Genomic DNA, 13,883 nt, shown 5'->3' on the forward strand with positions numbered 1-13,883 from the left:
TGCGCGCATGCGTCCGATTGATCGGCGGAGAAAATCTGTGCGCTGCACAAGAGGCGGTTGACCGATAGGGAATGGCGTCAGAACCGCCCCTCGAAACTCAACCCCAGGACGCGGGGATTGGACAGGGTGCCCCGCACGCGGCCGTCGAAATCGGTGTAGAAGGACGTCGGCTGCTGTCGGTCGAAGATATTGCTGGCGATCAGATAGGCGCCGAAATGCTGGTTCCGCCACCCCAGCTTGGCATTCACCAGCGTCAGCGGGCGGATGTCGCGCACGCTCTGGTTCACCGTGTCCTGGTAGAAGGCATCGCGGTAGGTCGCATTCACATTGGCGAACAGCCCGCTGTCGTCGTGCCACGTCCCCCCGGCGGAGGCGGTCCAGTGCGGCGCGTTGGCGAATTCATTGCCGCTGGCCGATCGTCCGAGCGTGCCGACCGGAACGGTGAAGTCGAGGAACTTCGACCGGCTGTGCCCGACCCCGACATACAGGTCGAGCGTGCGGGTCGGCCGCCCGCGCAGCTCCGCCTCGAAGCCATAGAGGCGCGACTTGCCCGCATTGACGACCTGGGTGTCGAACACCGCGCCGGGGGTCAGCCGCACCGCCACCTGCTGGTCGCGCCAGTCGATATAATAGGCATTGGCATTGAAGCTGAGCTTGCGGTCGAACCAGTCGGATCGCAGCGCGACTTCATAGTTCCAGGTATATTCGGGGGCGTAGGTGAAGGCCTGGCCGCGCTGCTGGTTGATGCCCGCTCCGCCGGCGCGATAGCCGCGCTGCACCGTCGCGCTCAGCCCGATATTGGCCGCGACGTCCCAGCTCAGTCCCAGCTTGGGCAGCCAGGCGTCATAGGTGATGGTCCGGATCGGCTCGACGCTGGTCGCCCCGGCGGCGGTGGCGACCAGCAGGGCGTTCAGCCGGGTGACGATCGGCGCCAGCGCGGGCACGGGCAACCGCGCTGGATCGGGCAGCGTGCCGTTGAGCACGACCGACTGGGTGGCGCCGCGCTGCTGCCGCTCATTGTCGTAGCGCAGCCCGGCGCGCAGTTTCAGCCGCGCGGTCAGCGGGAAGGTCAGGTCGGTGAACCCGGCCAGGTTGCGGGTCAGTCGCGGCTGGGTCAGGCGGTTGCGGATCGGAACGACGCCGCCATACAGGCCCAGCACCGTGTTCACGACCGGCTGCGACAGGCCGAGCGCCAGCAGCTGCCGGTCGACGCCCAGCCGGGTCAGGTTCAGATCCTGCGTCGCCTCGAACAGATAGTTGCGATTGTCCTCGCGCAGATAATAGGCGCCGACCAGCCCCTGGACCCAGGGCAGGTCGATGCCCAGCCGCAGTTCCTGCTGGACCGTCTTGGCGGGATCGCGGGTCAGGCTGAGCTGGCCGGGGGTCGCGTTGCGATCGGGATCGGCGACATAATGGGCGCGGACGTCGGAATAGTTGGTGACCGAGGTCAGGTCGAACCCGCCGCCCAGCGCATAATGCGCCTCCAGCGTGGCGATGTCGCTGACCACGCGGGTATCGGTGGCGACGTCCTCGGTGACGATGCGGTCGGTGGGCTTGTAGGGGGCGTCGAACTCATAGGCATAGACGCCGCGCACATGGCGATCGTGCAGATAGGTCGCGACCACCCGCAGTCCGGGGAGCGCGTCGGGGGTGACCAGCAGCTTGCCGCGCAGCGTCTCCGACTGGCGGGCATCGGCGTCGCGGTGGAGCGTGGTGTTATGGACCAGCCCGTCGGTCCGGGCGACCTCGCCCGCCAGCCGGAAGGCGATCTGGTCGCCGAGCAGCGGGCCGCCGATCGCCGCGCCTGCACGCCGCTGGCCATCGGGGCCGGTCAGCATCACGCGCGCCTGCCCGCTCCATTCGTAACCGGGGTCGGTGGTGCGCACGATCACCGCACCCGCCAGCGCGTTGCGCCCCTGCACGGTCGATTGCGGCCCGCGAAACACCTCCACCTGGGCAATGTCGTAAAGGTCGAGCGGCCCGGTGTTCAGCGCCGCACGGGGCAGCACCGCGCCGTCGACATAGACGCTGGCCAGCGCCCCGTCGCCCGCGCCCGAGACGTTGAAAGCGTCGATGCCGCGGATCGTGAAGCTGGTCCGGTCGGCGCCGATCGAAACGTTGGGCGTGCGCTGGAGCACGTCATAGACGTCGAGCAGATTCTGGTTCCGGATCGTCTCGGCGGTGGTGACGGCGACGCTGGCGGGGGTTTCCTGCAGGGTGCGGCCGGCCTTTTCCCCCAGCACGACGATGTCGTTGCTGCTGTCCTGCACCGCCGCATCGGGCTGCGGCGGCGGTGCCACCTGCGCGAACAGCGGCGTCGCGGCCGAGCCAAGAAGCACGGCCAGCACCGATCGAACCATCATCGTCTTATCCCCCATTTCGTTACGCTCGCGCGCTAATCATCGTGATTATGCGAGTCAATCGCATTATCACAGCGGCGGTCGGCGCGGTGACCGTGGCGATGGTCGATCGGACAGCCCCCCGCCCTGTCCGTCGGGCTCCCGGGCACGCTCGCTCGGGCAGGGGCGGATGGGTGTTGGGAGAGGTTAGTCCTTGATTCCGCAGGGTTGTGAACGCCCGCTGGACAGGATGGCATGGATGCAACAGAGAAGGTGCAAAGCAAGCGATACTGGGAGGATGACGGTGACGAAGGGCATGATGGCGAGCGGGCTGGCGATGATTACGCTGGCCGCGACGGGCATGAGCGCGCAGGGCGCGGCGCAGACCCGGACGCAAAACCGCGCACAGCCGGTCGCGAAGGCGACCGCGCCCTCCGCCGCCGCGGCCCGCGCCCGTGCCGACCGGATCGTCGCGCAGATGACCCGCGCGGAGAAGATCCTGCTGGTCCATGGCCTGTTCCCCACCATGGCGACGGGCAAGACGCGCGAGGAACTGATCCCCTCGGCCGGGCATATCGACGGCATCCCCCGGCTGGGCGTGCCGGTGGTGCGCGAAAGCGACGCGTCGCTGGGCGTCGCCAACCAGGTCGAGCAGCGGGTCGGCGATGTCGCCACCGCGCTCCCCTCCGGCCTTGCCACCGCCGCCAGCTTCGACCCCGCCATCGCCCGCGCGGGCGGCGCGATGATCGGCGCGGAGGCGCGTGACAAGCGCTTCAACGTGCTGCTGGCGGGTGGCGTCAACCTGACCCGCGATCCGTGGAACGGCCGCAACTTCGAATATCTGGGCGAAGACCCGCTGCTCGCGGGGACGCTGGGCGGCGCGCATATCGCGGGGGTCCAGTCGAACCGCATCGTCTCGACGATCAAGCATTATGCGCTGAACGCGCAGGAGACCGGCCGCGCCGTGCTCGACGCGCGGATCGGCGAGGCGGCGTTGCGGATGAGCGACCTGCTCGCCTTCCAGATCGCGATCGAGAAGGGCCAGCCCGGATCGGTCATGTGCGCCTATAACAAGGTCAATGGCGACTGGTCGTGCGAGAACCGGCACCTGCTGACCGATGTGCTGAAGCGCGACTGGGCCTATCCCGGCTGGGTGATGAGCGACTGGGGCGCGGTGCATTCGACCGCGAAGGCCGCCAATGCCGGGCTGGACCAGGAATCGGGCGAGGAACTCGACAAGGCGGTCTATTTCGGTGCGCCGCTGGCCGAGGCGGTGGCCAAGGGGCAGGTCAGCGAGGCGCGGCTGGATGACATGGTCGCGCGCTATCTGACCGGGCTGATCGAAACCGGCGCCTATGACGCCCCCGTGCCCGCGCGGGCGGTGACACCCGATTATGCCGCCCATGCCGAGGTGGCGCAGCGCGCAGCGGAGGCGGGGATCGTCCTCCTCAAGAATGACGGCAACCTCCTGCCCATCGCCCGCACTGCGAAGCGGATCGTGGTGATCGGCGGCAATGCCGATGTCGGCGTGCTGTCAGGCGGCGGTTCGTCGCAGGTCCGCTCGGTCGGCGGCGCGCCGGTCGAGATTCCGCTCGCCTATGGCGGCTCGGCCTCGTTCGCGCGGATCACCTATCACGCCTCCTCGCCGCTCCATGCGCTGCGCAAGGCGCTGCCCGGCGTCCAGATCGAATGGCAGGACGGGCGCAACCTGAACGCGACGGTGGCGGCGGCCAAGAATGCGGACATGGCGATCTTCTTCGCCACCCAGTGGACGACCGAGGCCGACGACGTGCCCGACCTGCGCCTGCCCAACCAGCAGGACGCGCTGATCGCCGCGATCGCCGCCGTCCAGCCGCGCACGGTGGCGGTGATGGAAACCGGCGGCCCGGTGCTGATGCCCTGGATCGCCAAGGTGCCCGCTATCCTCCAGGCCTGGTATCCCGGCCAGCGGGGCGGCGAGGCGCTGGCCGCGATCCTGACCGGGCGGGTCGACCCCTCGGGTCGCCTGCCGATCACCTTCCCCGCCGACGCCTCGCAACCGCCGCGCCCGCGCCCCGTCGGGCTGGACAAGCTGAGCGAGGTCGAAGCGGCGGCGGCGGCCAATCCGGCGGCGGCGGGCGGGATCACGCTCCAGAGCTTCCCGGTCGAATATGTCGAGGGCGCCGATGTCGGCTATCGCTGGTACGAGAAAAAGGGGCTGAAGCCGCTTTTCCCCTTCGGCCACGGGCTCAGCTATACCAGCTTCGCCTATCGCAACCCGGTCGTCACCGGCGGGCGGACGATCAGCGTGACCTTCGACGTGGTGAACACCGGCCAGCGCGCCGGGTCGGACGTGCCGCAAATCTATGTCGCGCGCGACGGCAGCGGGGACGCGATGCGGCTGGCCGCGTTCCAGCGGGTCGCGCTGAAGCCCGGCGAGACCCGGCGCATCACCCTGACCGCCGAGCCGCGCATCGTCGCCGATTACGACACCGGCCTGCCCGGCTGGCGGATCAGGGGCGGGCGCTACCGGGTGGCGCTGTCGCATGATGCCGCCGACCGCGCGATCGTGACCAGCACGACCGTCGAGGCGCAGACGATGAAGCCCTGAGCGGATGGCCGATCTCCGGCGGCGCGATCGGGGACAGGGTGCGACGGCCATGTCCGCGCGCGCCATCCCGTCCGCCCGCCCATCCTCGCACCGCCCCTTGCCACTGGGCCTCTTCGCGCTGGCCAATGCGGGCGGGGTGATCGCCTATCTGCCGCTGCTGACCCTGCTGCTGCCGATCAAGGTGGAGGCGATCGACGGCGCGGGGCGGATCGGCCTGTTGTCGCTGATCGCGATCTGCGGCGCGGCGGCGGCGAGCCTGGCCAATATCCTGTTCGGCTGGCTGAGCGACCGGACCCAGCGCGCCGGTCATGGCAGGCGGATGTGGATGGGCATGGGGATCGTGGCGATCGCCGCCAGCTATGGCGGGTTCGCGCTCGCCACCACCCAGGCGGCGCTGATCGCGGCGATCCTGGCCTTCCAGCTGGCGGTCAACGCGCTGCTCGCGCCGATGATGGCGATCATGGCCGAGGAAATACCCGACGACCGGCGCGGCACGGCGGGCGGGCTGCTCGCGCTGGGCAGTCCGGCGGCCTCGGCCCTGTCGACGCTGCTGGTCGGTTCGACGATGCTGGGCGAGCATGGCCGGATGGCGGTGCTGCTGGGCATGAGCCTGATCCTCATCCTGCCGCTCATGCTGACGCGCGCGCGGATCATGGTCCCGGTCGAGGCCAAGGGCGCATCGGGCCCGCTGCCGCCGCGTCGCGATCTGGTCGTCGCGGGGCTGTCGCGGCTGTCGATCCAGGTCGCCGCCATCGTCACCCAGGTCTATCTCCTCTATTATTTCGAGGCGATCCTGCCGGTCGCACAGTGGGCGGCGCTGCCGCGCTGGATCGGGCAGCTCTTCACCATCGCCTTCCTTACCCCCCTGCCGATCGCGCTGATCCTGGGGCCGCTGGCCGACCGGACCCGGCGGCGAAAGGGCATCCTGCTGGCGGCCGCGCTGGTCGCGACGGCGGGGCTGGTCGTCATGGCCTGGATCGGGATGGGGGGAATCGGCGCCGACTGGCGGATCGCGGCGGTCGCCTTCGTCGTCTATACGACCGGCTCCTCGGTGTTCGTCGCGCTCCATGCCGGGCTGATCCTGCAATTGCTGCCCGATCCGCGCCACCGGGGACGCGACCTGGGGCTGTTCAACCTGACCAACACCGTGCCCTCGATCATCGGCGCCTCGCTGACCTGGACGTTCGCCACGCCACAGGATTTCACCACCGTCATGGTGGTGCTGGCGCTGATGACCGGCCTCGGGGGATTGGCGATCCTAGGGGTGCGGACCTGGGAATAGGCGCCGGACCGCGTCGCAGGCGGGGCGAGCGGATGCGCGCAGGGGAACGTCGGCCCCCGGCGGCGCATTGCCCCCGAAAGGAGAGCGACCATGGACGATGCCATCAAGCCGACGACCGAAACCGCGCGCCCCAATCTGTCGACCGAGCATCAGCGCGACGGCGATGCCCGCCGTCCCAGCGATACGCTCGACAAGGGGCAGGCCAGCACCGAGGGGGAGGATGCGCCGAAGCGGAAATCCTCGCTGACCTGAGGAGACGCCCCGTCCTATCCGTAGTGACACAAGCCAGAACGGGGCGTCGAGGACCGTGCGGAAGCCCGACCTCGCGCTCCCCTTACCGTCAGGCGGTTTAAAAAGCGCCAAGGAATCGATGAGCTGCGGCGGAATTACACCAGCCCCGGCCCCTCCACCACCAATGCGACGCCGATATCGTTGCGCAGCGCGGGGGGCAGGTCGACCTCCAGCGCCTCGGCGGTGCGGCGGAAGGGCAGCGGCGCCGGATCGCCGGGAATCGTCACCCGCTGCACCGATCCGGTCCGCGCGAGCGCGGGGAAGCGCGCGACATCATCCTCGGGCCAGCCCAGCGTGAAGCCATGGACCGCCGCCCCCTTGCGCACATAGCGCACGTCGCGCGGGGTATAATGCGAGTCCTGCCCGCCTTCGTTGAACTGGCCGCCCTTCGACGCGGTGGGGCCCTCGCCCAGCAGGCGCCAAGGGCGGGTGGCGTAGATCGCATCGCCATAGCGGCGCATCCACGCGCCGATCCGCTCGACGATCGCCTCTTCCTTCTCGTCGATCGTGCCGTCGCCGCGCATCGGCACCGACACCATCATGTTGCCGTTCTTGGCGATGACGTCGCACAGCGTGTGGATGATCTTGCGCGGCGTCTTGTACCCGTCGCGCGCATAGAGATCGCGGTCGTAATGCCAGTGGTGCCGATGCAGGTCTCGGTCTGGAAGGGATAGGGCTGGATCGACTGGTGCGCGCCGCGCTCGACATCGTCGACGATCCCCGCAAGCCGCTCCGGCGGCGTGTTCTTGGCGGTCACCACCGCCTCGTTGCGGCCGCCGTTCCGCCGCATCGAGCTGTTGTACATATAGGCGGCCATATCGAGCCCCGCCTGGCCCAGCGGCAGCGTGAAATTGTCGAAGTACAGGAGGTCGGGCTGATAGAGGTCGACCAGCTCGCGACAGCGCAGCCGCCACTGGCGGACAAAGGCCGGGTTGGCGGCGGGCGGCTTTTCGTCCCAGACCCGGTCGTTTTTCTCGTGCCACGCATCGGCCTCGGCGATCGAGCGGAAGCCGTCGGGCATCTTCATCGTCGGGCCGGTATAGAGCTGTTGCGGGTCCAGCCCGTCCCACCATTGCCCGCGCCCGTCCGCCCGGGTCAGCCGCGCCGCGTCATAGCGCTGCCCGGCGCGCGGGCCTTCGGGATCATAGCCATAAGCGGGCTGATACCAGTGCCAGGCATGCCCCGAATGGTTGGACACGCCGAAGCGCAGGCCCCGCTCGCGCGCCAGCTTCGCCCAGGTGCCGACGATGTCGCGCTTGGGGCCGAAGCGCGTCGCATTCCAGGGATGATGGCTTGACGCATAGGAATCGAAATTGTCGTGGTGATTGGCCAGCGCCATGAAATAGCGCGCGCCCGACCGCTGATAGAGGTCGAGCAGCCGTGCCGGCTCCCAGTTGGCGGCGGTCCAGCGCGGATACATCTGCATGAAGCCGATATCGGCCGGGTGGCCGTAATGCGCCAGGTGATGCCGATAGGCGCGGGTGCCCTGCAGATACATTTCGCGCGCATACCAGTCGCCCGCCTCGGGCACGCACTGCGCCGACCAATGCGCCCAGAAACCGAACTTGGCATCGCGAAACCAGTCGGGCGCCCGATAGCCTGCGACCAGCGAGGACCAGTCGGGCCGAAACGCCTGGGGCGTCGCGGCCCCGGCGCGACCGGGAAGCAGCGCGGATCCCCCGATGCCTCCCATGGCGGACAGGAACGATCGGCGGCCGAACTGCATCGTTTTTTCCCCTTGGAGGCTGAGGCATAGGTGCGGAACCGCGAACTTGCCTGACAAAAGCACACGCGTCCATGGGCTTGCATGGCGCAAGGCGCGGGCGTTGCGGTCCGGCACGGTGCGGTATCGTGAGGTTCCCCCACCGAAACGCGCCGCGCGCCCGGTCGGATGATCGCATGCGATCGGGCGCATAAGCGGGGCGGTCCGTCCCTGCCGCTGCCCTGGACCGGGCCGAAGCGGGATTATCCCCGAATGTCGGACAGTTGACAGACAGCGAAAAAGCGAAGAGTGATGCTGGTAACGTTACCAGATATAACGGAACGAGATAGGGAGTGGAGACGATGATGACGGGAACGCGCGCCCGCCGTTCGGGCAAGAGCGGCATCGGACCGGCCAGCCTGGCGGTTCTGGCCCTGTGTATCGCCATGCCGGCCCAGGGCCAGACCGCGCCGGCGCAGGATGGCGCAACGGTCCAGCCGGGGCAGGACGCTCAGGCGGGGCAGGGCGATGTGGCCTCGCCGCCCGCCGATGCCGGGGAAGCCCAGACCCGCGACATCATCGTCACCGGCTCGCGCATCACCACCGGCGGCTTCACCGCGCCGACCCCGACCACGGTGATCGGCGAGCAGCAGATCCAGCAGAATGCGCAGCCCAACATCTTCACCACGGTCGCGCAGCTGCCCTCGCTCCAGGGTTCGACCGGCACCTCGGTCAACACCTTCAGCACGTCGAGCGGGCAGCAGGGGCTCAGCTCCTTCTCGCTGCGCGGCGTGGGGGCGATCCGCACCCTGACCCTGCTCGACGGGCAGCGCGTCGTCGGCGCCAACGTCACCGGCGTACCCGATATCAGCCTGTTCCCGCAGCTGCTGATCAAGCGGGTCGACGTGGTCAATGGCGGCGCCTCGGCCTCCTATGGTTCGGACGCGGTCGGCGGCGTCGTCAACTTCATCACCGATACCCGGTTCAAGGGGATCAAGGGCAATGTCCAGGGCGGCCTGACCACCTATGGCGACGACCAGCAGGTGCTGGTCCAGCTGGCGGGCGGCACCAGCCTGTTGAACGACAGCCTGCACCTGATCGCCAGCACCGAATATGCGCATGAGGACGGCGTCGGCGGCGGCGAGTTCGGCACCGCGCTGGCGGGCGGGCGCGACTGGTTCCGCCAGTCGACCCTGATCAACCGCAACGTCCTGAACGACGGGACGCCGCAATATCTGTTCCGCGATTATGCCCAGCCCTATAATTACACCAAATACGGCCTGATCACCGCCGGGCCGCTCCAGGGCATCGCCTTCGACCAGGCGGGCAATCCGTTCCAGTTCCAGTACGGCTCGGGCGGGGTGCCCGCGCGCGACGCGGCGGGCAATGTCCGCGGCTGTCTCCCCGGCTTCTGCCTGGGCGGCGACCTGTCGGGCAATGTCGATGCGGGCCGCTCGCTCCAGTCGAAGATCCAGCGGGTGAACAGCTATGGCCGTATCGGCTATGACTTCGCGCCCAACGGCGAAATCTATGGCACGGTCAATATCGGCCAGGTGAAGACCAACAACCAGCCGGTCGGCGGCATGAACCGCCCGAACCTGACGATCGAGTGCGCCAATCCCTATGTCCCGGCGGCGATCAAGGCGGCCTGCACCACGGCGGGCATCACCAATTTCCAATATGGCACCAGCAACGCCGCGCTGGGCAACAGCCAGGTCTATACCGATCGTCGCCAATATCGCTTCGTCGCGGGCGCCAAGGGACGCGAGGCGGTCGCGGGGTCCGACTGGTCCTACGACATCTATTACGAGCACGGCACCAACTATACCGATGTCGATGTCAGCAACATCATGCTGTCGCGCCGGTTCAACCAGGCGATCAACGCCATCACGCTGAACGGCGCGATCGTCTGCGCCGATGCCACCGCGCGGGCCAATGGGTGCCAGCCGCTCAACATCTTCGGCGGCAATCCCTCGGCGGAGGCGCTCAGCTATATCATCCCGCAGAACGGCGCCTATCAGCGGACGCGCCAGACTCAGGACGTGATCAGCCTCAACTTCTCGGGCTCGCCCTTCTCGTCCTGGGCGGGGCCGGTGTCGGTGGCGTTCGGCGGCGAGTTCCGCCACGAATTCTACCGCGTGCGCGCCGATCCCTACGGCGCGGGCTTCGCGAACACCCCGGCCAACGGCGCCTATCCAGCCGACCCGGTGCTGCTGGCGGACGGCAACAACTGGTATGCGGGCAATTACAAGAACGGCAACGGCGCCTATAGCGTCAAGGAGGCGTTCCTCGAGGCCGATCTGCCGATCATCAATTCGGATGCGGGCGGCCGGGCCAATATCAACGGCGCGGTGCGCGTCACCGACTACAGCACCTCGGGCACCGTCTGGGCATGGAAGATCGGCGGCACCTGGGACCTGCCGGTCGACGGCCTGCGCATCCGCGGCGTGACCTCGCGCGACGTGCGCGCGCCCAATTTGTCGGAACTGTTCGCCGCGCCGGTCACGACGACGCTGCCGGGCTTTTTCGATCCCTTCCGCAACGTCAACGTGCTGGCGCTTCAGAACACCATCGGCAACGTCAACCTGACGCCCGAGATCGCGCGCAACACCACGCTGGGCATCGCCTTCTCCAACTCGGCGGCGATTCCGGGGCTCAGCCTGTCGGTCGACTATTACAAGATCAAGATCACCGACGTCATCTCCAGCCTGGGCGCGCAGGACATCGTCAACCTGTGCTTCCTGAACATCGCGCCGGAGACGTGCGGCGTGTTCAACCTGAACAACCCCAACGGCCCCAATTTCATCAACGTCCAGTCGTTCAACCTGGCATCGATCCTGACCGACGGTTTCGACATCGAGGCGAGCTATCGCTGGCAGCGTCCGCTGGGCCTGCCGGGCAGCCTGACGTTGCGCGCGCTGGCGACCAATATCCGTCGGTTCATCACCGATACCGGCCTGCCCGGCACCATCCCCAACGACACGGCGGGGGTGAACATCGGCAACACGCCCAAGTGGAAATGGCTGGCGGTGCAGACCTATGCCACCGACGACTGGTCGCTGCTGCTGCAGGAACGCTGGTTCAGCGACGGCAAGCTGGGCAACCAGTATATCGAGTGCACCACCGGCTGTCCGGCCTCGACCGCCAACCGGCCGACGATCGACACCAACTTCATTCCCGGCGCCTTTTATTTCGACGTGGGCGGCACCTATAACGTGACCCCGGCGGTCACCGCCTATTTCAAGGTCGACAATGTGTTCAACCGCGATCCGGCCCGTTCGCCCTATTTCGTCAACCCGGCGCTGTACGACGTTCTCGGGCGGGTGTTCCGCGCGGGCGTGCGGTTCAGCTTCTAAAGGAAACAGGCCATGACCCTGTCGCGGATCATCGCGTCGTGCCTGCTGCTCGCCCTGCCGGGCAGCGCCCTGTCCATGCCCGAGCCGTCGCGGGAGCGTCCGGGGAGCAACCCGATCATCCGGGACCGCTTCACCGCCGACCCCGCGCCGCTGGTCGTCGGCGACCGGCTGTACCTCTATGTCGGGCATGACGAGGCGCAGCGGGACGAGATGTTCAACATGAAGGAGTGGCTGGTCTATTCGACCACCGACATGCGCCACTGGACGCCGCACGGGCCGATCATGAACGTGCGCGATTTCAAATGGGCCAAGAAGGACGCCTGGGCCAGCCAGACGATCTACAAAAACGGCAAATACTGGTTCTATGCCGCGGTCGAGCATGACGACACCCATCCGGGCAAGGCGATCGCGGTCGCCGTGTCGGACAAGCCGACCGGCCCGTTCGTCGATGCCAAGGGCTCCGCGCTGATCACCAACGAGATGACGCCCAAGGGCACGCATAGCTGGGAAGATATCGACCCGACCGTGATGACCGACGATGACGGGACGACCTGGATCGCCTGGGGCAACCGGCAATGCTATATCGCGAAGCTGAAGCCCAACATGATCGAGATCGACGGCCCGATCACCGAGATCACGCCGCCGCATTTCGAGGAGGGGCCCTGGCTGCACAAGCGCGGCAAGCTCTATTACCTGACCTATGCCTCGCTCGACCGCACGACGCAGCGCGACGAGCATGTATCCTATGCCACCGCGCCGTCGCCCAAGGGGCCCTGGACCTATCGTGGGCTCCTGACCGGATCGGGCAAGTACAGCTTCACCATCCATCCCGGCATCGCCGACTTCAAGGGCAAGTCGTACCTGTTCCTCCACAACGCCACGCTGGCGATCGGCGACCAGAGCGGATCGATCGGCCGCCGCGCGGTGACGGTCGAGCGGCTTTACTACAACCCCGACGGGACGATGAAGCCGGTGGTCCAGACCGAAGCCGGCGTTACGGCTCCGGGGCGGTAGGGGGTGAGTCCGTTCGCCAAATTGGGGGCATCCATCCGTCTATTCCTCCCCTGCAAGGGGAGGGGGACCATGCGCAGCATGGTGGAGGGGTGTCCCCGCTGATGGAACGGATCATCGCCAGCGGTGACACCCCTCCGTCAGGGCTTCGCCCTGCCACCTCCCCTCGCAGGGGAGGAATGGGGGTGTCAGGAACGCGGTGCGGCGGTGGAGTCGCGTTCGACCAGCCGGTGGTCGAGGATCGTGACGCGCGGCTCTCCGTCGGCTCTCGGCGCGCCGCCGCGAATCTCCTGGATCAGCATCTGGAGCGCCGCCTCCGCCAGCGCGCGGACCGGCTGGTGGACGGTGGTCAGCGGCGGCCAGAGCGTCGTCGCGGCGATGCTGTCGTCGAAGCCCGCCACGGTCAGGTCGCCGGGCACGTCCAGATGCCGCCGATGCGCGACCGAGACGATCGCGGCGGCCATGTCGTCATTGCTGGCGAAGATCGCGGTCGGCGGCGTCGCGCTGTCCAGCAGCGCCTGGCCCGCGACCAGGCCCGAGGCATAGCTGTAATCGCCCTGCACCACCTGGGTCTCGATCCCGCCCGCTTCCTCGACCGCCGCCCGAAAGCCCGCAAGCCGCGCGATGCTGGCCGACTGGTCGGGATTGCCCAGCACGAAGCCCAGCCGCCGGTGGCCCAGCCCGATCAGATGGCGGGTCATGTCATAGGCGGCGCGATTATTGTCGATGCCCACGCACACCGCATCGGGCGCGACGCCGCCGATCACCGCGACGGGCAGCCCCGCCTCGCGCAGGATCTCGCGCACCGCCGCCGACTCGCCCAGCGGCGGCGCCAGCAGCACGCCCGCGATCCGCTGCGCGATCAGCCCCTCGATCGCCGCGCGCGACGGCGGCTTGCCGTTTTCGCCCTTCAGCAGGAACAGCTGCGCCGCGCGGGTCGAGGCGTCCTCGAACACGCCGACCAGCAGCTCGCTCATGAATGCCGCGCTGGGGTTGGAATAGATCACGCCGATCCGGATCTCGCGCGCCGTCACCAGGCTGCGCGCCATCAGATTGGGGGTGTAGTTCAGCTTGGCGATCATCTCGCGGACATGCGCGCGCACCTCGTCGCGCACCCCCGCATCGCCGTTGATGACGCGCGACACGGTCATCGGCGACACGCCCGACGCCTTGGCCACATCGATGATCGTCACGCCGCGCGGGCGCTGTCGGGTACGCGTCAAATGCCCAATATCCTGTCGTCGCGGGGCCTGTCGCCCCGGTCGTCTTCCATCGCCGTGCCTTGCCGTAAGGGGGAAGGTCAATGCCGGGG

Annotated in this window: 7 protein-coding genes and 1 pseudogene; 5 read left to right on the forward strand and 3 right to left on the reverse strand. The window is 68.0% G+C overall.

Annotation, left to right across the window (positions count from 1 at the left end; translation table 11 throughout):
- Positions 1 to 77: 77 nt before the first annotated feature.
- A complete protein-coding gene (locus tag QE360_RS07080) occupies positions 78 to 2,363 on the reverse strand; it encodes a TonB-dependent receptor domain-containing protein (protein WP_309700353.1) in 2,286 nt (761 codons plus the stop codon).
- Between the two features lie 274 nt (positions 2,364 to 2,637).
- Here QE360_RS07080 and QE360_RS07085 point away from each other — a divergent pair, with 274 nt between their 5' ends.
- From QE360_RS07085 to QE360_RS07095, 3 genes are all read left to right on the forward strand, one after another.
- Complete coding sequence (locus tag QE360_RS07085; RefSeq protein WP_309700355.1) at positions 2,638 to 4,929, forward strand: beta-glucosidase; 2,292 nt, start codon at positions 2,638 to 2,640, stop codon at positions 4,927 to 4,929.
- Between the two features lie 4 nt (positions 4,930 to 4,933).
- Positions 4,934 to 6,211, forward strand: coding sequence for an MFS transporter (locus tag QE360_RS07090; protein WP_309700357.1), 1,278 nt, complete (start codon positions 4,934 to 4,936; stop codon positions 6,209 to 6,211).
- Positions 6,212 to 6,301: 90 nt separating this feature from the next.
- Positions 6,302 to 6,463, forward strand: coding sequence for a hypothetical protein (locus QE360_RS07095; protein ID WP_307101372.1), 162 nt, complete (start codon positions 6,302 to 6,304; stop codon positions 6,461 to 6,463).
- 134 nt (positions 6,464 to 6,597) lie between these two features.
- Here the strand turns inward: QE360_RS07095 and QE360_RS07100 are convergent.
- A pseudogene (locus tag QE360_RS07100) lies at positions 6,598 to 8,417 on the reverse strand (alpha-L-fucosidase).
- Positions 8,418 to 8,566: 149 nt separating this feature from the next.
- Between QE360_RS07100 and QE360_RS07105 the strand changes: the two are divergent.
- Both QE360_RS07105 and QE360_RS07110 read left to right on the forward strand, forming a co-directional pair.
- Positions 8,567 to 11,560 (forward strand): TonB-dependent receptor domain-containing protein, encoded by a 2,994-nt coding sequence (locus QE360_RS07105; RefSeq protein WP_309700360.1) that lies wholly within the window; start codon positions 8,567 to 8,569, stop codon positions 11,558 to 11,560.
- A 12-nt stretch (positions 11,561 to 11,572) separates the two neighbouring features.
- On the forward strand, positions 11,573 to 12,574 hold the full coding sequence (locus QE360_RS07110) for a glycoside hydrolase family 43 protein (RefSeq protein WP_309700362.1): 1,002 nt from the start codon (positions 11,573 to 11,575) through the stop codon (positions 12,572 to 12,574).
- A gap of 185 nt (positions 12,575 to 12,759) precedes the next feature.
- On the opposite strand, the gene QE360_RS07115 is transcribed toward QE360_RS07110, so the two are convergent.
- Complete coding sequence (locus QE360_RS07115) at positions 12,760 to 13,794, reverse strand: LacI family DNA-binding transcriptional regulator (protein ID WP_309700364.1); 1,035 nt, start codon at positions 13,792 to 13,794, stop codon at positions 12,760 to 12,762.
- Positions 13,795 to 13,883 lie beyond the last annotated feature (89 nt).

Origin of the sequence: Sphingomonas sp. SORGH_AS_0789 (genome assembly GCF_031453055.1) — a bacterium.
Classification (GTDB): Bacteria; Pseudomonadota; Alphaproteobacteria; order Sphingomonadales; family Sphingomonadaceae; genus Sphingomonas.

Bases quoted from the DNA above. Each gene is read 5' to 3' on its own strand.
- QE360_RS07110 (WP_309700362.1), top strand. From the start codon at position 11,573: ATGACCCTGTCGCGGATCATCGCGTCGTGCCTGCTGCTCGCCCTGCCG.
- QE360_RS07095 (WP_307101372.1), top strand. From the start codon at position 6,302: ATGGACGATGCCATCAAGCCGACGACCGAAACCGCGCGCCCCAATCTG.
- QE360_RS07080 (WP_309700353.1), bottom strand. From the start codon at position 2,363: ATGATGGTTCGATCGGTGCTGGCCGTGCTTCTTGGCTCGGCCGCGACG.
- QE360_RS07090 (WP_309700357.1), top strand. From the start codon at position 4,934: ATGGCCGATCTCCGGCGGCGCGATCGGGGACAGGGTGCGACGGCCATG.
- QE360_RS07085 (WP_309700355.1), top strand. From the start codon at position 2,638: ATGACGGTGACGAAGGGCATGATGGCGAGCGGGCTGGCGATGATTACG.
- QE360_RS07105 (WP_309700360.1), top strand. From the start codon at position 8,567: ATGATGACGGGAACGCGCGCCCGCCGTTCGGGCAAGAGCGGCATCGGA.